Origin of the sequence: Haloarchaeobius marinus (genome assembly GCF_051207415.1) — an archaeon.
GTDB lineage: Archaea > Halobacteriota > Halobacteria > Halobacteriales > Natrialbaceae > Haloarchaeobius.
Map to the genome: position 1 here is coordinate 1,046,873 of NZ_JBPKGD010000002.1, position 18,096 is coordinate 1,064,968.

At 69.0% G+C, this 18,096-nt stretch carries 16 protein-coding genes; 8 read left to right on the forward strand and 8 right to left on the reverse strand.

Features of this window, described 5'->3' with window-relative positions:
* Positions 1 to 86: 86 nt before the first annotated feature.
* Positions 87 to 749: an HAD family hydrolase gene (locus ACSC1W_RS11360; protein ID WP_435347562.1), complete on the reverse strand. Its 663-nt coding sequence runs from the start codon at positions 747 to 749 to the stop codon at positions 87 to 89.
* A gap of 91 nt (positions 750 to 840) precedes the next feature.
* Here ACSC1W_RS11360 and ACSC1W_RS11365 point away from each other — a divergent pair, with 91 nt between their 5' ends.
* Positions 841 to 2,274 carry an FAD-binding oxidoreductase gene (locus ACSC1W_RS11365; RefSeq protein ID WP_435347563.1) on the forward strand — a complete coding sequence of 478 codons (1,434 nt, stop codon included), beginning with the start codon at positions 841 to 843 and terminating at the stop codon, positions 2,272 to 2,274.
* Positions 2,275 to 2,343: 69 nt separating this feature from the next.
* Complete coding sequence (locus tag ACSC1W_RS11370) at positions 2,344 to 2,778, forward strand: universal stress protein (protein ID WP_435347564.1); 435 nt, start codon at positions 2,344 to 2,346, stop codon at positions 2,776 to 2,778.
* Between the two features lie 6 nt (positions 2,779 to 2,784).
* Here the strand turns inward: ACSC1W_RS11370 and ACSC1W_RS11375 are convergent, their stop codons facing one another.
* On the reverse strand, positions 2,785 to 3,993 hold the full coding sequence (locus tag ACSC1W_RS11375) for an inorganic phosphate transporter (protein ID WP_435347565.1): 1,209 nt from the start codon (positions 3,991 to 3,993) through the stop codon (positions 2,785 to 2,787).
* Between the two features lie 226 nt (positions 3,994 to 4,219).
* Positions 4,220 to 4,648 carry an SHOCT domain-containing protein gene (locus ACSC1W_RS11380; protein ID WP_435347566.1) on the reverse strand — a complete coding sequence of 143 codons (429 nt, stop codon included), beginning with the start codon at positions 4,646 to 4,648 and terminating at the stop codon, positions 4,220 to 4,222.
* A 97-nt stretch (positions 4,649 to 4,745) separates the two neighbouring features.
* On the opposite strand from ACSC1W_RS11380, the gene ACSC1W_RS11385 reads away from it, so the two are divergent.
* Complete coding sequence (locus ACSC1W_RS11385) at positions 4,746 to 6,041, forward strand: outer membrane protein assembly factor BamB family protein (protein ID WP_435347567.1); 1,296 nt, start codon at positions 4,746 to 4,748, stop codon at positions 6,039 to 6,041.
* A 98-nt stretch (positions 6,042 to 6,139) separates the two neighbouring features.
* Here the strand turns inward: ACSC1W_RS11385 and ACSC1W_RS11390 are convergent, their stop codons facing one another.
* The 3 genes from ACSC1W_RS11390 to ACSC1W_RS11400 all read right to left on the reverse strand — a co-directional run bounded on the left by ACSC1W_RS11390 (position 6,140) and on the right by ACSC1W_RS11400 (position 9,836).
* Positions 6,140 to 7,840 (reverse strand): thiamine pyrophosphate-binding protein, encoded by a 1,701-nt coding sequence (locus ACSC1W_RS11390; protein ID WP_435347568.1) that lies wholly within the window; start codon positions 7,838 to 7,840, stop codon positions 6,140 to 6,142.
* Between the two features lie 64 nt (positions 7,841 to 7,904).
* On the reverse strand, positions 7,905 to 8,906 hold the full coding sequence (locus ACSC1W_RS11395; RefSeq protein ID WP_435347569.1) for a TIGR04024 family LLM class F420-dependent oxidoreductase: 1,002 nt from the start codon (positions 8,904 to 8,906) through the stop codon (positions 7,905 to 7,907).
* A 150-nt stretch (positions 8,907 to 9,056) separates the two neighbouring features.
* Positions 9,057 to 9,836 carry an SDR family NAD(P)-dependent oxidoreductase gene (locus ACSC1W_RS11400; RefSeq protein WP_435347570.1) on the reverse strand — a complete coding sequence of 260 codons (780 nt, stop codon included), beginning with the start codon at positions 9,834 to 9,836 and terminating at the stop codon, positions 9,057 to 9,059.
* A gap of 243 nt (positions 9,837 to 10,079) precedes the next feature.
* On the opposite strand from ACSC1W_RS11400, the gene ACSC1W_RS11405 reads away from it, so the two are divergent.
* Together ACSC1W_RS11405 and ACSC1W_RS11410 are read left to right on the forward strand one after the other, a co-directional pair.
* Complete coding sequence (locus ACSC1W_RS11405) at positions 10,080 to 10,667, forward strand: GNAT family N-acetyltransferase (protein ID WP_435347571.1); 588 nt, start codon at positions 10,080 to 10,082, stop codon at positions 10,665 to 10,667.
* 93 nt (positions 10,668 to 10,760) lie between these two features.
* On the forward strand, positions 10,761 to 12,629 hold the full coding sequence (locus ACSC1W_RS11410) for a PAS domain-containing protein (protein ID WP_435347572.1): 1,869 nt from the start codon (positions 10,761 to 10,763) through the stop codon (positions 12,627 to 12,629).
* 33 nt (positions 12,630 to 12,662) lie between these two features.
* Here the strand turns inward: ACSC1W_RS11410 and ACSC1W_RS11415 are convergent, their stop codons facing one another.
* Positions 12,663 to 13,877: an acyl-CoA dehydrogenase family protein gene (locus ACSC1W_RS11415; protein WP_435347573.1), complete on the reverse strand. Its 1,215-nt coding sequence runs from the start codon at positions 13,875 to 13,877 to the stop codon at positions 12,663 to 12,665.
* A gap of 129 nt (positions 13,878 to 14,006) precedes the next feature.
* Here ACSC1W_RS11415 and ACSC1W_RS11420 point away from each other — a divergent pair, with 129 nt between their 5' ends.
* Positions 14,007 to 15,080, forward strand: a complete 1,074-nt coding sequence (locus ACSC1W_RS11420; protein ID WP_435347574.1) for a phosphotransferase family protein — start codon at positions 14,007 to 14,009, stop codon at positions 15,078 to 15,080.
* An 8-nt stretch (positions 15,081 to 15,088) separates the two neighbouring features.
* Here ACSC1W_RS11420 and ACSC1W_RS11425 read toward each other — a convergent pair whose 3' ends face one another.
* The gene (locus ACSC1W_RS11425) at positions 15,089 to 15,514 is read right to left on the reverse strand and encodes a universal stress protein (RefSeq protein ID WP_435347575.1); all 426 of its coding nucleotides are present in this window, start codon (positions 15,512 to 15,514) and stop codon (positions 15,089 to 15,091) included.
* A 112-nt stretch (positions 15,515 to 15,626) separates the two neighbouring features.
* Between ACSC1W_RS11425 and ACSC1W_RS11430 the strand changes: the two genes are divergently transcribed.
* Positions 15,627 to 17,057, forward strand: a complete 1,431-nt coding sequence (locus ACSC1W_RS11430) for a cryptochrome/photolyase family protein (RefSeq protein ID WP_435347576.1) — start codon at positions 15,627 to 15,629, stop codon at positions 17,055 to 17,057.
* Between the two features lie 87 nt (positions 17,058 to 17,144).
* The gene (locus ACSC1W_RS11435; protein ID WP_435347577.1) at positions 17,145 to 18,059 is read left to right on the forward strand and encodes a UbiA family prenyltransferase; all 915 of its coding nucleotides are present in this window, start codon (positions 17,145 to 17,147) and stop codon (positions 18,057 to 18,059) included.
* The last annotated feature ends 37 nt before the right edge of the window (positions 18,060 to 18,096 follow it).

Here is an 18,096-nt window from a genome sequence, read left to right on the forward strand (position 1 = left end):
TTGCATCGCGGTCCGGATAAGCCCACGAGAACCGGCGAAACCCTCCACGAGTTCAGGGTTCATTCGGTCCGCCCCGGACGGCAGGGTCAGTCGTCGACGAGGTCGAGGAGTTCGTGGAGCGTCTCGACCTCGTAGGTCGGCGGGGTCTCGTGGGTCACGTCGGCGCAGTGCTCGCGCCGGACGAACGCGGAGTCCATCCCGGCCCGGTGGGCCGCGACCACGTCGCTCGCGCTGTCGCCGACGTACAGCGCCGACCCGACGTCGAGTTCCGCGACCGCCCGGTCGAGGTAGTGCGTGTTCGGCTTCTTCAACCGGAGACTCTCGACGGTCTTCGGCCGGCCGTGGTACGTGTCGAACAGCGGGTCGAGTTCGAAGAACTCCAGCACGAACTCGACAGTGCTGTGGTGGTTGTTGCTCACGACGCCGCAGGGAACCTCGAGGTCCTCGATAGCCGTCACGTCGTCGTACCGGCCCCGGGACCCGGCCCTGAACGCCTCGAACTGTGACCGCTCGTCGTGGTCCTCGCGGGCCGCCCAGAACGCCTCCACGTCGAGGTCGTAGGCGCTACAGACCTCGTGGAGGGTGTCGACCGACACGCCCGAAACGACTGCGCGGACGTGTCGCTCGTCGACCGCCTCGACGTCGAACGACCCGAACGCGGACCGGATCGCCTCCAGTTGCGTCTCTCGACCGGGTGGTTCGACCAGCACGCCGTCGTTGTCGAAGAGGACCGCATCGTACGTCGTCACGTTCCGACGGTACCTCGAACCGGTAGTTCGGCGTTTCGGTTCCGTCGCCTCGGCGGCTAGTTTTATCGCACGCGTCGCCCCACGATGACGTATGGCACACGACTGTTCGTTCCTCGCGGACCTCTCGCTCTCGCCGGACCAGGTGACCGAGGCCGAGTCGACGCGGGAGGCACACGCGGGCGACTGGGGCACGAAGGACGAGGACGAAGTCCTCCCCGACGCGGTCGTCTATCCGGAATCGACCGACGACGTCTCCGAGGTACTCGCGGCCGCGACGGAACGCGACGTCCCCGTGACGCCGTACGCTGCCGGGACGAGCCTCGAGGGCAACACCGTCCCGGCCTACGCGGGCATCAGCATGGACATGACGCGGATGGACGCCGTCCTCGACCTCCGTCCGGAGGACCTCCAGATGGACGTCCAGCCGGGGACGATGGGCGACGTGGTCGACGAACGCGCCGCCGAGGCCGGACTGACGTTCCCGCCGCTCCCGTCCTCGGGCAGCATCTCGACCGTCGGTGGGATGCTCGCCAACTCGGCCAGCGGGATGCAGACCGTGAAGTACGGCGAGGTGAAGGACTGGGTGCTGCAGGTCGAGGCCGTGCTGGCCGACGGGTCGGTCGTCACGGCGGGGTCGAAGGCGGTCAAGACCTCCTCGGGCTACAATCTCCGGGACCTGTTCGTCGGGAGCGAGGGGACCCTCGCGGTCATCACCGAGGCGACGCTCGAACTGGCAGGTCGCCCCCAGCAGATCCGGGGAGGGCGCGCACAGTTCGAGTCGCTGGACGACGCGGCCGCCGCCGTCGAGGACGCCGTCCAGTCCGGCGTCGACGTCGCCAAGATAGAACTCATCGACGCCGAGAGCGCGGCGATGGCCAACGCCTACTCCGGCACCGACCTCCCCGACCGCCCGACGGTGTTCGTCGAGTTCCACGCCAACCACGGCATCGAGGAGGAGGTCGCCTTCTGCGAGACTGTGTTCGAGGCCCACGACGTCACCGTGTTCGAGGTCCGCGAGGCCGACGACGGGATGGCGGAACTCTGGCAGGCCCGGAAGGACCTCGCCTACGCGCTGGAGTCCTGGGACCCCGAGTTGTCTGCGCTCCACCCGGGCGACATCACCGTCCCCATCTCGAAGTACGGAGACGCGATACGCTACGCGAAGGACCTCGCGGAGAAGTACGACGTGCTCGTCCCCTGCTTCGGGCACGCCGGTGACGGCAACGTCCACTACTCGGTGCTGGTCGACCCGGACGACCCGGCCGCCGTCGCCGCCGGCGAGGAGGTGTACTCGAAGATAGTCGACTTCGCTATCGACTGCGGCGGCACCTCGACCGGCGAACACGGCATCGGCCTCGGAAAGCGAGCGTACCTCGTCCGGGAACACGGGGAGGCGACCGTCGAGGCGATGCGGAAGGTCAAGCGCGCGCTGGACCCGACGGACACGCTCAATCCAGGCAAGGTGTTCCCGGAGACGATGGAGGGGCGGCGCGTCCGCGACCACCCGGACGGGGGCGAGGACTGACCTGCTCCGGACCCGGCGAGAGACCCCGAAACCACGAGACATTCCCGTGTGTAGCCCCTCGATGTCGATATGACACCCTCGCACGTCCTCGTTCCGCTCGACGGGTCGCCCCTGGCGGACGAGGCGTTGTCCCACGCGCTCGAGACGTACGACTGTCGGACCACGGTCCTGAACGTGGTGACGCCGCTGGACGCCTCGATGAGCGAGGGCGCCGTCGTCGACCCGGGCGAGTCCCGGCGAGCGGCCGCCGAGGAACGTGCGGCGACTCTCGTCGAGGCCGCGAGACGGCGCGCCGAGGAGAGCGGTCGGAACGTCGAGACGGTGGTGGAGACCGGCGACCCCGCCGACACCATACTCTCGTTCGCCGCCGAACACGACGTCGACCACGTGGTCATGGGTGGCCACGGTGGCTCGCGGTCGGGGCTCGCGGCACGGTTGCTCGGGACCGTCGCGACGACGGTCGTCAGCGAGGCACCGATGACCGTGACCGTCGTCCGGGAGTGACTGTGACTACCCACCGAGGACGAACGCGAACGCTCGATAGACCCCGAAGCCGACCGCGATCGACGTGACGAGGGTGAGGACCCAGAACACGAGCGTCGTCGCTATCTTCTTCCGGGAGACCCCCGCGGACCCACCCGCGAGGCCGCCACCGATGACGCCCGAGATGATGATGTTGTTGAACGAGATGGGGATTCCGAGTACGATAGCCGCCTGTGCGATGACGAACCCCGGCACGAGCGCCGCGATGGACCGACGGATGCCCAGCTGTGCGTACTCCCGCGAGGTGGCCTGGAGTAGCCGGGGCGCGCCCATCCACGCGCCGCCCAGGATTCCGACGGACCCGACCGTCAACAGGACGAAGCCGGGCAGGCCGAGTTCCGTCCCGTAGAGGTTCTCGAGCGGGCCGGTCGCGAGTCCGACCTGGCTCCCGCCGCTGGAGAAGGCGACGATGCTCCCGAGCACGAGCAGGAACGTCTTGACGCCCGTGTCCACCGAGGCCTGGGTCCGGCGGCGGATGAACTGGAAACTGGCCACCGCACACGCGAGCGTCACGATGACAGCGACGAGGTCGACCTGGCCCAGGGAGGGCGCCGGCACGATGCCGGCGGCGAAGCCGGCGATCGACGCCTGGTCCTGCCCCGGGGGCGCCGGGATGACGCTCAGTCTGATGTTGGCGACGACGCCCCCGACGACTGCCGCCAGCAGGGGGACGCTCACGGTCTCGGGGATGTCGTCCCGCCGTAGCAGGGTCGCGGTGAGAAACGCCAGTCCCCCGGAGACGGGTGGGACGAGTAGCCAGAACGTGGCGATGCGCCGGTACGTGTCGACGGCGGGCACACCGCCGAGCGAGAGGCCGACGCCGACCATCGCCCCGGTCGTCGCGAACGCTGCCGGGACCGGATACCCGGAGTAGATGCCGAAGGCCATGAACGCCGTGGCGGTCAGGAGGCCGGCCGTCGCCGCAAGCGACGTGATGGCGACGCCGTCGATGAGCCCTGCCCCGACCGTCTCCGAGATGCTCCCACCCTGGGTGAGTGCTCCCAGCGCGGCGAGAATCCCGATGAGGAACGCGGCACGCATGGTCGAGACGGCGTTCGCCCCGATCGCGGGCGCGAACGGCGGCGAGTTGCTGTTCGCTCCGAGTGCCCACGCGGTCCCGAGACTCGTGACGGTCGCGACCGCGACCAGTCCCCAGAAGACGAGGCCGGTGGTCACGACCGGGACCCCCCGCGTCCGGACGTGCGACCGTCGTCCACGTCACCCACCGGTCGCTGGCCCGTGGTCGAGCGGGACGGTATCGGGTCGGTCACGGAACCCATCTGCGTCGAGGTAGCACTTGCTGCGCGGTCATGTCCCCCCTTTGGCGCTATCGCGTGAAGAAGATACCCGGTGCCGGCGCGAGCGAGGAGGACCCCGGACCGTCGTCGACGACGGGCGACGACTACTCGTCCCGTTCCCGTTCCAGGTCCCCCTCCCGGTCGGACCCGCCGTCTACCGACCCCGCGGACGGCCGCTCTCGCCTGACCCTCGTCCGCACGTCGTCCAGCGACTCGTTCTCGACGATTCGCTCGGTCCGGCGCTCGAAATCCTCGTCCGAAAGTTCGCCCCGTGCGTATCGGCGCTTGAGTTCGTCGAGCGCGTCGTTCGACGAGACCGGTTCGTGCGTGTCGCGCGACGTTCGACCGAACGCCTCGCGCAGTTCCTCCCTGAAGAGGAACGACAGCGGGAGGACCACGACGAACCCGAGTCCGGCGAGCGCGCCGGTGATAGAGGCATCGGCAGCACCGCCGACGATGGTCACTGCGAGCGTGAGGAACAAGACGAGCACCGGGAGCTTGTCGAAGATGTCTCCCTCGGACGGATCGTACATGAGAGCGAATTAGTCCAGTTGGAAAAATGTAATTTCGGGTGAAACTGAATTTGTAGCTTGGACAAGACCCATTCCTCCCCCCGTCCACCCCTCGACCATGACGCCCTCCCGACGCCGTGTGCTCGCGGCGACCGCGAGCGCGCTCGCGGCCGGACTGGCCGGCTGTACGAGCGAGACAGGTCCCGCAACCGACCCGACGGACACGACCGAACCGCCGACCGGAACCACCGACCCGGGCGACGACTCGTCGCTCGGCGACCCGGAGGTGCTGTGGACTGCCGACGTGGGCCCGGCCACGACGAACGCACCGCTGGTCGTCGACGGCACCGTCTACGTCGGGAGCGACGCCGGTCCGGGCATCGACTCGGGCGACGAGAGCGGCCACCACCTCCACGCGTTCGCCGCGACCGACGGGGCCGAGCGATGGTCCTACGAGACGGACAAGCCGGTCGGCGGTCGACCGACCGTCACCGCCGACGGCATCTACGTCACCGGCGGGTACGACCGCGGGACGGCGGGCATCGACTACGAACTGTTCGCGTTGACCCGGGACGGCGACGAACGCTGGCGGTTCGTCGACGACCGACTGAGCGCGTGGTACACCGTCTGCGGCGTGGTCGACGGGACCGTCTTCGTCGGGAGCAACGACGACGCCATCGGTCCGGGTGCGTACGCTGCCGGCGTCGCAACCGACGACGGGGCGACGCGCTGGACGGCCGAATTCGGCGACGTCGTGGGCGGTCTCCCGCTGGCTGACCGGTGTCTCCTCCCGAGTCCGACCGGACTGCACGCGGTCGACTCCGACGGGTCGGTTGCCTGGACCTACGAGGGCGCAGAACCCCTGGACTTCTTCGCTGCCGACCCCGAGGTCGTCGCGGGGTCCGTGCTCGTCGAGGCCGACGGCCTCGTCTCGCTCGACCCCGAGTCGGGTGCCGTGAACTGGCGGTACGGGTCGCCCGAGAGCTACGTGACCCGCCGCGTCACCGTCGGGGACCACCTCGTCGCCAGGACCTACGACGGCGGTCTCGTCTCGCTCGACCCCGCGACCGGGGACGAGCGCTGGACCGACGACGGACTGTCCCAGGGCTACGGGCTGGCGGCCGTCGGCGACGGTCGATTCGCCGTCCAGACCCCGGACGCGTTCGAGGTCCGCACGAGCGAGAACGAGGTCGTCGGGTCGTTCGAGCCGTCGGGCACGCATCCCTCGGTCTCCGGTGCGGGCGGCGCGCTGTTCGTCGCGGGCCGGGAGCGCGGCCGCCTCGACGCCTACGACGCCGACGGCGAGGGTCTGTGGACCATCGAACCGACGAACGAGATCGGTGGCTTCGCGGCCGTCGACGGGACGGCCTACGTCACGACGGTCGACGGGAGCTGTCACGCGCTCGCGCTCTGACGACGCGACCCCGGTTGACGCGACCCCGGTTGCCGGGTCAGAGGATGAACCCGTCGACGGCCTCGTCGACGTCGAACGCGCCGACGCGGCGGCAACGGTCAGTCGTGGACGAGAGCGTCCACGACGGTCGGGCCTGCCGTCTCGACCGCCTCCTGGAGCGTCGACTCCAGGTTCGCGGCGTCTTCGACGGTGTAGCCCGTCGCGCCGTTGCTCTCCGCGTTCGCAGCGAGGTCGACCGCCGGGTCGAAGTCCATCCCGACGTAGTCGTAGTCCTCGACGTCGCCGCCGAAGATGGCGGCTGTGTTGTCCTTCAGGATGCGATAGTTGCGGTTGTCCGGGACGACGACGGTCAGGTCGAGGTCGTGGCGGACCGCCGTGTACAGCGACTGCGGGTAGTAGAGGTACGAACCGTCGCCGACGAAGCCGAAGACGGTCCTGGGGTCCTCGCTGTCGGACTCGGCCAGCGCCGCGCCGACGGCAGCGGGCAGTCCGTAGCCGAGGCCGCCGCCCTTGTTGCCGAACAGGTGACCGGGGGCGAAGTCCCACCGGGTGAGCAGCGCGTACCGGGCCGTCACGCCCTCGTCCATCACCAGCGCGTCGGGTGCGACGGCGCGCATCGCGTCGACGACGGCGGCCTTCGAGGCGCGGTCGTCACCGGGGTCTGACTCGTCCTCGCCCATCTCGTCCAGTTGCCTGGCCGCCAGTTGTTTCATCGCGTCGACCTGCACCAGGCGTTCCTCCCTGGTCTCGTCGTCGACGCGCTCCCGAACCGCGTCGGCCAGTTCCGACGTGACGTGCCCCAGGTCGCCCGTGACGACCGTCGCCGGGTGGTTCTTCCCACCCTCCCACGGGTCGTCGGTGAGGTCGACGACCGTCGCGTCGTCCGGGACGAGTGGGTTCTCTGGGCCCCACAGCGTCGTGTTCGTCGTGCACCCGGCGAACACCAGCGTGTCGGCGTGGAACAGCGTCTGTGCGACCGCCTCGTTGGGTGGGACGTGACTCACCCACTGGTCGTGGTCCGTCGGGAAGTTCACCTCGTAGCCCAGTATCTCGCCGTGGACGCGCAGTCCGCCGGCCTCGGCCAGTTCGACCGCCGCCTCGACGGGGTCGACGCCCGACCACGCGCGATGTCTGCCGACGTGGTCGCCGACGACGAGTACCGGCGTGTCGGCCTCGGCCAGCGCGTCCGCCGCCGCCTCGATGGCCCCGGGGTCGCCGCGCCCCGGGTTCTGGATGGTCCCACCGATGGGTTCCGGGTCGTCGGTCGTGGGTTCTCGCAGGACGTCCATCGGGAGTCCGAGGAACACCGGCCCGGTCGGTGGCGTACAGGCGACGCGGAAGGCGCGTCGGAGCATCCGGGGCAGGGCGTCGACGGAGAGGACCTCGTCCGACCACTTCGTGAACTGGTCGGTCATCTCGACCAGGTCCCCGGTGAGGATGGGTTCCTCGGTCCGGAAGTCCCGGTCGTGGTTCCCCGCCGTGACGACCAGTGGCGCACCGGCCATCGCCGCCCCGTAGAGGTTCCCCAGGCCGTGGGCAGTCCCCGGCGCGACGTGGAGGCTGACCACTCCGGCGGGCAACCCGTCTATCTCGTCTGCGTGCTGCCGGCGGACGCTCGCGTACCCCGCCGCCGCCCCGACGGCCACGTCCTCGTGCAACCCGAGGACGTACTCGACGTCCGAACCGGGGAGCGCCTTCATCAACGGGAGTTCGGTCGTCCCGGGGTTGCCGAAGACGTACTCGATTCCGTACTCCGACAGCGCGTCGACGAACAGGTCCGCGCCAGTGTACTCCGTCATACCTGCTCAGACGGTAGGTCGCGTGAAAACGATTTGCCGTGAGCCTGTTGCCCGGGAGTGAGCTCTACACCGGCGCGAGCGCTTCGAGCGTGGCCAGTATCTCCTCGCGGGAGGCGGCCCGCGGGAAGCCGACGCTGACGTTGTCGACGCCGACGATGTCCGCGAACTTCTCCATCTCGTCCCGTGCTCGCTCGGGCGTGCCGGCGGCACAGAAGTCGTCGAGCATCTCGTCGGAGAAGACGTCGAGTGCGGCCTCCCGGTCGCCGGACATCCACTTGGCGGCGATGTCGTGGGCCTCGTCCTCGTAGCCCTGCCGGGCCAGCGAGTCGCGGTAGTAGGTGCCCATCGCGCCGACGTAGAACGCGGCGTGCTGCTTCGTCAGTTCACGTGCGCGGTCGCCGTCGTCGAGCGCACAGCAGGTCAGCGACAGGGTCACGTCCTGCTCGGTCCGGTCGTTGTCGCCCATCTCGGTGCCGCGGTCGAAGTCGGCGAGTCGGTCGCGCATCGACGCCGGCGTGAAGAGGATGGCGTGCCAGCCGTCGGCGAACCGGCCGGCGAGTTCGACGGCCTTCGGGCCCATCCCCGCGACGTCCACCTTCGGTCTGGGGTCGGGGGCATCACAGCGCAGTCGGAACCCGGAGAGGTTGAAGTACTCGCCCTGGTAGTCGAGTTCCTCGCCGGCGAGGACCAGTTTGACGATGTCGACGTACTCCCGGGTGCGCCGGAGCGGGTTTCCGAAGTCGACGCCGTGCCAGCCCTCGACGACGGCCGGACCGGACGGCCCGATGCCGAGACGGAACCGGCCGTCGGAGACCTCCTGGAGCGTCGCCGCGGTCTGGGCGAGCAGCGCCGGCGACCGCGAGTAGACGTTCATGATGGAGGAACCGATGCCGATATCCTCCGTGGCGTGGGCGATGCTGGTCATGACGGTCACGGCGTCGCGCCCCCACGTCTCGGGGAGCCAGACGTACTCGTAGCCGAGTTCTTCGGCGCGGACAGCCATGTCGACGAAGTCCCGCACCGAGTCCTGTGCTGCGACCGGTAGGTGAACGTGGTACTCAGTCACGATATTCGGCCCCTTCACACCCCGGGAACTTTAAACTCGTTTTTCCTGTGTGCGTGCCGAGGTCTGGGACTGACGACCGACGCAGACCGGGTACATGAGGGCCTCACCCGAGGAGCGCCGCCCGAGGGGTCGCCGGGTTGGACGAGCGGGTCAGAGGTCGGGGTACTCCTCCATGTTGTCCGGTTGGCCCATGGCGCCGATGGTCTGCCCGTTGACGTACGAGGACGCCCGGGACGCGAGGAACTGTGCGACGTTGGCTATCTCCTCGCTGGTGCCGATGCGACGGGCGGGGTCGTCGCGGTCCACGTCGTCCGCCGTGACCCCCATCTGGCTGGCGACGCCGGGCGTGGCGACGAACCCGGGCGCGATGCAGTTGACCCGGACGCCGTCGTCGGCCCACTCGAACGCGAGCGTCTTCGTCAGGTTCTCGACGGCCGCCTTGGCGGCGCCGTAGTGGCTCATGTACGGCGCGCCGCGCTGGCCGGCGACGCTCGAGAGGTTCACGACGGCCCCCTCGGCCGCCTTCAGGTGTTCGCCGGCCGCCTGCGTGCAGTGGTACGTGCCGGTGAGGTTGATATCGACGATGGTCTGCCAGCCGTTGGGGGAGATGTCGTCGAACCCCGCCATGAACGACGCCCCCGCGTTGTTGACGAGCACGTCGATGCCGCCGAACTCGTCGACGGTGGCCTCGACGAGTGCGTCCACGGCGTCGCGGTCGGTCACGTCACACTCGACGGCGAGTGCACGGCCCGGTCGGTCGCTCTCCTCGATGGCCTCGGCGACGGGTTCGACGTTGTCCTGCTCTCTGGAACAGACGACGACGTCGACGCCGTCGTCCGCGAACCGTTCGGCGATGGTCCGACCGATACCGCTCGACGACCCGGTGACGATGGCGACGTCGCCGTCGACGCTGAACTGTTCGGTGGTCACGCGGATTCCCCCGTGGAAGTTCGTGTCATACGCTCTCATCCTACGGATGGGAGGAGATAAAACTGGCCGAACGTGAGACGGCGACCCTCCCGGGGGTACCGTCCCCCTTTGCCGCGGTCCGGAGCGACCGACGGGCACGAGAACCTCACACTGCCCGCCGACCGCGATGCTATTTCAACCCCCTACATATGCGGCTCAACTGCCTCGTGGCCGGGCTACCTATCTACACGTGGTGACACGACGATGTCGACTGACGCTTGCGCCGCCTGGAGCGCCGACGGGTGCGAGGGGACGCCGCACTGCCCACCTCGATGTCCGCGGTTCGTCGACAGGGTCGGACGGTCGTACCTGGTCCAGCAGCTGACGGCCGACGCCGTCGAGGACGCACTCGAACTGTACCGGGACTACCCCGAGGAACACCGTTCGATGGGGCTTCCCCCGAGGGAGGAGCGGGCGGTCAGGGACTGGCTGACGAGGATGCACCGCCGCGGCACGAACCTCCTGGCGTGGGACGGCGACCGGGTCGTCGGGCACACGGGATTCGCGCCCGACGACGGGGCCGAACCGGAGTTCCTCGTCTACGTCGACCCCGCCTACCACGGCCGGGGCGTGGGGAGCGAACTGACCCGCCAGGCTATCGCCTACGCCGCCGACGCGGGCCACGACGCACTCGTCCTCCACGTCGACGACCGGAACGAGGCCGCCGTCGCGGTGTATCGGAAACACGGCTTCGTCGTCGAGAAGCGCGAGGCGATGGAACTCCGGATGCGCCTCCCGCTGGACGTGCAGTCGGCACGCGAGACTGGACTCGCACCTGCTGCCCGCACCTGACACGTCTCGCGCGAGCAACGGCGCTCGGGACGGAGGCGTCGATTCTGAAGCGGAAGAATCATGTCGAATCCGATAGAGTGTCCGTCAACGAGCATGACCACCGCGCTCCGCGTCCTCTGTGTCGACGACGACCGGGACGCAGTCCGTCTCACCGCCGAATACCTCGAGAAGGGGAGCGAATCGGTCGAATGTCTCACAGAGACGTCGGCCGAGGTGGCACTGGAGCGGTTCGACACGGTCCCCATCGACTGCGTCGTCAGCGACTACGAGATGGCTGACATCGATGGCGTGGAGTTCCTGGAGTCGATCCGAGAGCGAGACGAACGGGTCCCGTTCATCCTGTTCACCGCCCGTGGGTCGGAAGACGTCGCGAGCGAAGCCATCTCGGCCGGCGTGACGGACTACCTGCGGAAGCAGGGGTCGAACGCACACGGACTCCTCCTCAACCGCATCGAGAACGCGGTCGACCAGTACTGGGCCGAGGCCGAACTACAGCGGACGAAGACGCGTCTCGAAGGCCTCCATCGACACGCCGTCGAGATCTCCGGTGCGCAGGACCACGAGGAGGCGGCCAGACACGCGCTCGTCGCGGCGGACGACATCCTCGACTTCCACGTCTCGGGCATCTACACGCTGGACGGCGAACGGTTCGTCCCCCGGTCGGACCTGAGTTATCGACCCGAGGGCGACCTCCCGACGCCGGACGACGGCGTCCTCGGGCGAACGTACCGTGAGAACGAGTCGTTCCTCGTCCACGACACCAGGGACGACTCGACGGCCGAACCCGACCAGCCGGAGTTCCGGTCGGCGGTCAGCGTCCCCGTCGACGGTTACGGCGTCTTCCAGGCCATCTCGGAGCGTCCGAACGCCTTCACCGAGACGGACCGGGAACTCGCGGAACTGCTCACGACGCACGTCTCGCAGGCGTTCGACCGCATCGAGAGCGACGTCGGCCTCCGTCGTACCAACGAGCAGTTGCAGGCCATCCTCGACAACACGACCGCCAACATCTACATCAAAGACCTCGACGGCCGGTACCAGCTCGTCAACGAGCGCTTCCGGGAACTCCTCGGACTCTCCGAGGAGGAGATCGTCGGTCACACCGACTTCGACGTCCAGAGTCACGAAGACGCAGAGCGCGTCCGGGAGAACGACCGCACCGCCATCCGGCGCGGGGAACCCATCGAGGTGGAGGAACACGGCGAGTTCGAGGGGAACGGCCGGACCTACTACTCGGTGAAGGTCCCGCTGTACGACGAGGGCGGCGACCCCGTCGGCGTCTGTGGCATCTCCTCCGACATCACCGAACTCAAGGAACGGGAGGCGGAACTGGAGCGTCAGAAGGAACGCCTCGACGAGTTCGCCCGCCTGGTGAGTCACGACCTGAAGAGTCCGTTGACGGTCGCCCAGGGCTACCTGGAACTGGTACGCGAGGACGTCGAACACCCGAACCTTGCGGACGTAGCCGAGGCCCACGACCGGATACAGGAGATAATCGAGGGACTGTTGACGCTCGCACGCGAGGGTCGGGAGATCGGCGAGTGCGAGGCGGTGTCCGTCGAGCGACTCGCGACCCGGGCGTGGGGGTCCGTCGACGCGGCGGACGCCGAACTGCACGTCGACTGCGAACTGACCGTCTCCGCGGACCGGAACCGACTCTGCCAGGTGTTCGAGAACCTGTTCACGAACGCCATCGAGCACGCGCTCCCCGACGCCAGCGACGAACCGCTCACCGTCCGGGTCGGCCGACTCGACGACGGCCAGGGGTTCTACGTCGCCGACGACGGGACCGGCGTGCCCGAGTCTCTCCAGAGCGACCCGTTCGAACCGGGCAAGTCCTCCGAGTCAACTGGGACGGGGTTCGGACTGGCCATCGTCGACAAGGTGGTCACCGCACACGGGTGGACCGTCGACCTCGTCGACTCCGAGTCGGGCGGAGCGCGGTTCGAGATACGGACCTGAAGGCGGGTGTCAGCCCGTCCGGTACCCACGGATTCACTCCCCGAACCGAGTCAGCCCCTCCAGTTCGTCCGTCTTCGGGTCCTCGAACGCCGCCCTGGCGATGCTCCGCAGGTGGACCTCGTCGGCGCCGTCGATGATGCGGAACGAACGGACGTTCTCGTAGAAGTCCGCGAGGGGCAGGTCCTTGCCGATGCCGTTGCCGCCACACACCTGGACCGCCTCGTCGACGGCCTCCTGGACGACGTTCGCGGTGAACACCTTCGCCATCGCCACTGGAATGCGGGCCTCGTCGCCCGCGTCGATGGCGTCGGCGGCGTGGCGGACCATCGTCCGGGCGGCGTGGAGTCGCGTCCGTGCCCGCGCGACCCTGAACCGGAGCGACTGCTTCTCTGCCAGCGGTTCGCCGAAAGCTTCGCGCTCGCTGGCGTACGCCGTCGCGACGTCCAGCGCCCGGTCGGCCATGCCCCCGAACCGCATACAGTGGGTGAGTCTCGCCGGCCCGAGGCGGCGCTGTGCGACCGCGAACCCGGCGTTCTCCGGGCCGAGCGTGTTCTCCACGGGGACGCGGGCGCCGTCGAAGCGTATCTCGGCGTGGCTCGACCCGACCGGTTCCCCGCCGAGGTGGGGGACGTCCCGGACGACGTCGACGCCGTCGGTGTCCCGTGGCACGAGCACGATACTCGTCCCCTCGTACGGATGTGCGTCGGGGTCGGACCGGGCCATGACGAGGAAGACGTCGGCGTCGGACCCGCCCGTCGTCCACCACTTGTGGCCGTCGATAACCCACTCGTCCCCCTCCTTGCGGGCGCTCGTCCGGAGCATCTTCGGGTCCGAGCCCCCACCCTGCAGCGGTTCCGTCATGCAGAACCCGGAGTTCATCTCCCCGGCGGCGAGCGGGGCGAGCCACCGCTCCTTCTGCTCCTCGGTTCCGACGAGTTCGAGGGTGTGCATGTTGCCCTCGTCGGGCGCGCCACATCGCAGTGCGAGTGGACCGAGCAGGCTCCGACCGGCCTCCTCGAAGACGGGCAGCATCGACCGGAACCCGAGTCCGAGTCCGCCGTACGCATCGGGTATCTGGGGGCCGTACACGTCGTGGTCGCGGGCGGCGTCGCGCAGGTCGGCGACGACCGAGTCGGGGACCGACTCCTGTCCGAGCCACTCGCGCTCGACGGGGAGTACCTCCTCCTCGACGAACTGGCGGGTTCGCTCGGCGACGCGTCGTCCCTCCTCCGGGTCGTGATACTCCATGCCACCCCGTTCGGCCCCCGTCCCAAAAAACCGTCACTCCGCGGTAGTCCAGGGTCGTCACCTGGCGTGACGGTCGTGGCAGGTGCCGTGACCCGAACGTATTCGTAACCTCCAGCCGTCGTCGCACCCGTGACAGACGCATCCGACGAGTACTTCGACCGACTCGTCGACGAGGACGCACTCGAAGCGTACCTCCGCGAGCACCTCGGCGAGACCGACGCGTTCGACGTGCGCCGGCACCAGGCCGGACACTCGAACGAGACGCTCTTCGTGACCTGGGGGGACCGCGACCTCGTGTTGCGCCGCCCGCCGCCGGGCGAGACGGCCGAGACGGCCCACGACGTGTTGCGCGAGTACCGGGTCGTGGACGCGTTGCAGTCCACGCCGGTGCCGGTCCCCCCGACGGTCCTCGCCTGTGACGACCACTCGGTCGTCGGGAGCGACTTCTACCTGATGGACCGGGTCGACGGCACGGTCCTCCGCGGCGAGGAACCCGAGGCGGTGTCGACCCCGGCCGCCAGGGAGCGCGTCGGGACCGAACTCGTGGACACGCTGGCCGCCGTCCACGGCGTTGACGTCGACGCGGTCGGCCTGTCGGAGTTCGGGTACCCCGAGGGGTTCACCGAGCGACAGGTGACGCGCTGGTCCGAGCAGTTGACCTGGGCGTTCTCGAAGACGGCCGACGAGCGCGAGGTGCCGGTCATCTACGACGTGATGGAGTGGTTGCAGGCCAACGTGCCCGAGGCGCACCCTCACACGCTCGTCCACGGCGACTACAAACTCGACAACGTCATGTACGACCTGACGGCCGACGAACCGACCCTCGTCGGCGTGTTCGACTGGGAGATGAGCACGCTGGGCGACCCGCTGACAGACCTCGGCTGGATGCTGTCGTTCTGGCGCGACGACGGCGACCCGGACCCGGTGTCACGGGACTTCTTCGACACGTTCACCGAACGCGAGGGGTACCCCACCCGCCGAGAACTCGTCGCCCGGTACGAGGCCGAGACGGGCATCGAGTACACGAACGACAGGTTCTACCGGGCACTCGCGGTGTACAAGCTCTGTGGCCTCGGCGAGATGTTCTTCGCCCGCCACCTCGCCGGGGACGCCGACGACCCGCTCTATCCCCGGATGCGGGAGGTGGTCCCGGCGCTGGCCGACCGCGCACAGCGCATCATCGACGGCGACGAACCGCTGTGAGGGCGTCGTCACTCCCTGACGACGAGGACCGAGACGGGGGCGCGCCGAACCACGCGCTCGGAGACGCTCCCGAGCAGGAACCGGTCGAGACCGGTCCGGCCGTGGCTCCCCACGACGACGAGGTCCGCACCGGTCTCGTCGGCCACGTCGAGGATAGTTTCGGCCGGCGAACCGGATTCGATGCGCCTGTCGACGGGTTCGATTCCGACGGCGTGGGCTTCCTCGACCGCCTCTTCGAGGAGTCGCTGGGCCTCGGCTTCGAGGTTGTCGATGATGGCTTCGACGCGCGCGTCGAGGCCGAGGACCGCGGTATCGACCACGTGCAGGAACGTCAACGCGGCGTCGTCCTGCTCGGCGATTCGGACCGCACGCTCGACTGCCGCTTCCGATTCTGGACTCCCGTCTACCGGGACCAGCAGGTGTTCGAAGGCCATGGTCGACTAGACGAGTGCCACGGTGATTAAGTCCATGACGTCTCGCCGGGTCCGTCACGTCGGGAACCTCGTTGGCACCAGCTTAAGGGTGCTGTCACCACTGGTCTGACGTATGCAACTCCACTGGCACCGCGACGACCTGCGCGCGGCGGACAACCACGCGCTGGCGTCCGCGGCGGCCCAGGTCGACGCGTCCGGCCCTGTCGTCCCGGCCTTCGTCTTCGACGACGCCGTCCTCGCGCACGGGTCGTCGAACCGGGTCGCGTTCATGCTGGACGCGCTCGACGCCCTGCAGACGTGGTACCGCGAACGGGGGAGCGACCTCGTCGTGCGCCACGGCGACCCCCGCGAGGTGCTCCCGTCCCTGGCGACCGACCTCGACGCCGAGCGTGTGTGGTGGAACGAGGGGTACTCCGGCCTGGCACGGGAACGCGACGCCGCAGTCCAGCGAGCGCTCGACGCGGTCGACGTCGACCACGAGTCGGTCGGCGACGCGCTCCACCACGAACCCGGGTCCATCACGACGAACGACGGCGACCCGTACTCGGTGTACACGTACTTCTGGCGGAAGTGGCGCGACCGACCGAAGGCGGACCCGTACGACGCCCCAGACGCCGACGCACTCGCCGACGCGGGCGCGTTGGCGACCGACGCGCCCGGCGACCTGCCGACGCTCTCCGACCTCGGGTTCGACGAACCGGAGGCGACCATCCAGCGGGCCGGGACCGACCGAGCCCGGGACCGGCTCACCTCGTTCTGCGAGTCGACCATCTACGACTACGCCGACCGGCGGGACTACCCCGCCGACGAGTGTACGTCGCGGCTCTCGGCCGACCTGCGCTGGGGGACCATCGGCGTGCGCGAGGTGTACGAGGAGACGGCAGCGGCCGCCGACATGGCCGACAGCGAGGCCGACCGCGAGTCGGTGGTCGAGTTCCAGGGGCAACTCGCCTGGCGCGAGTTCTACCACCACGTCCTCTACTTCGACCCCGGCGTCGTCGCTGCGAACTACAGGTCGTACCCGAACCCAATCCGGTGGCGCGACGACCCCGAGGAACTCCGGGCGTGGAAGGCGGGCGAGACGGGGTACCCCATCGTCGACGCGGGGATGCGCCAGCTCCGCGAGGAGGGGTTCGTCCACAACCGGGTGCGCATGCTCGTCGCCTCGTTCCTCACGAAGGACCTGCTCGTCGACTGGCGGGAGGGGTACGCCCACTTCCGGGAGCACCTCGTCGACCACGACACGGCGAACGACAACGGCGGCTGGCAGTGGGCCGCCTCGACCGGTACCGACGCACAGCCGTACTTCCGCATCTTCAACCCGATGACCCAGGGCGAGCGCTACGACCCCGACGCCGAGTACATCGGCCGTCACGTGCCGGAACTGCGCGGCGTCGACCCGTCGCTGATCCACGGCTGGCACGAGGCGTCCGACGCGGAGCGCGAGCAGGCCGCCCCCGACTATCCCGCACCCATCGTGGACCACGCCGAGCGCCGGGAACTCGCGCTCTCGACGTTCGAGGCCGCCCGCGGAGACGGGTGAGACGGGGTCACGGGCGCGCAGTCCTCGCCGGAGCACGCCAACAGAGAAGATATTTCCCCGAACATTACTGATTTCCATTGGTCATAGATGAGCCAGTCGAACGAGCCCTTCCGGCTGGAAGACGACACGTACAGTTTCCCGAGTTTCCCGGACCCTGCAGGACCGCTACGGACGGTGACGTCGGTCGCCGTCCACGGGTCGGTGCTCGACGGCGTCGTGGCGGCGACGAAGGTTGCCGTCGTCTCGCTGTTGCTCTCGATACCCCTCTCGCCGGCGCTCGCGGTGGCCGGTCTCGTCACGTTCGCGGTCTACGGGTCGAACAAGTTCGTCGACGCCGAGGACGAGGTGAACTGCCCCGACCGGGCGGCGTTCGTCGCCCGGTACCGCCGGCCCCTGCTCGCCGCCACACTCGGTGCCTTGGGGGTCGCACTCACCCTCGCCGCCGTCGAAGGGCTGGACTCGATGGCCCTCACCCTCGTGCCCCTGCTTGCGGCCCTGCTGTACAGCCTCGAATGGGTCCCCCTCGACGGCGGAACCCGTCTGAAGGACGTCCTGTTCGTCAACACGGCGCTCGTCGCGTCGGCGTGGGCCGTCTTCGTCACCTTCCTGCCGGTTGCGTGGGTCGACGTCCCCGTCACGCCGGCCGCGGTCGTCGTCTGTCTCTTCTTCTTCGTCCAGACGGTGGTCGCGGGCGAGGTGCTGAACGCGCGCGACGTGGTCGGTGACCGCGCCGAGGGCGTCTCGACGCTCTCGACGGTCCTCGGCGTCCCACGCACCCGGCACCTCCTCGTCGCCCTCGACGGCCTCACGCTCGTCCTGCTCGCCGCCTCGGTGGTCACCGGCGCCCTCTCGGCGACCCACGCCCTCGCGCTCGTGCCCGCGGTCGCGTACTCGCTCGCCATCACGTCACTCCTCGGACTGGACGTCGACCGCTCCCGCCTCGGGACCTGTCGAGACGCGCAGTACGGTCTGTTGCTCGTCTGCGTCTGGCTCGTCGCCTAGAGCCCAGAGTACCAGTCGAGTTAAGAGAGTGGCCATC

Coding starts and splice junctions, on each gene's coding strand:
- ACSC1W_RS11390 (WP_435347568.1), bottom strand. CDS start 7,840: ATGACGGAGTACACTGGCGCGGACCTGTTCGTCGACGCGCTGTCGGAG.
- ACSC1W_RS11415 (WP_435347573.1), bottom strand. CDS start 13,877: ATGGAGTATCACGACCCGGAGGAGGGACGACGCGTCGCCGAGCGAACC.
- ACSC1W_RS11380 (WP_435347566.1), bottom strand. CDS start 4,648: ATGTACGATCCGTCCGAGGGAGACATCTTCGACAAGCTCCCGGTGCTC.
- ACSC1W_RS11425 (WP_435347575.1), bottom strand. CDS start 15,514: ATGGCCTTCGAACACCTGCTGGTCCCGGTAGACGGGAGTCCAGAATCG.
- ACSC1W_RS11385 (WP_435347567.1), top strand. CDS start 4,746: ATGACGCCCTCCCGACGCCGTGTGCTCGCGGCGACCGCGAGCGCGCTC.
- ACSC1W_RS11405 (WP_435347571.1), top strand. CDS start 10,080: ATGTCGACTGACGCTTGCGCCGCCTGGAGCGCCGACGGGTGCGAGGGG.
- ACSC1W_RS11435 (WP_435347577.1), top strand. CDS start 17,145: ATGAGCCAGTCGAACGAGCCCTTCCGGCTGGAAGACGACACGTACAGT.
- ACSC1W_RS11410 (WP_435347572.1), top strand. CDS start 10,761: ATGACCACCGCGCTCCGCGTCCTCTGTGTCGACGACGACCGGGACGCA.
- ACSC1W_RS11365 (WP_435347563.1), top strand. CDS start 841: ATGGCACACGACTGTTCGTTCCTCGCGGACCTCTCGCTCTCGCCGGAC.
- ACSC1W_RS11430 (WP_435347576.1), top strand. CDS start 15,627: ATGCAACTCCACTGGCACCGCGACGACCTGCGCGCGGCGGACAACCAC.
- ACSC1W_RS11370 (WP_435347564.1), top strand. CDS start 2,344: ATGACACCCTCGCACGTCCTCGTTCCGCTCGACGGGTCGCCCCTGGCG.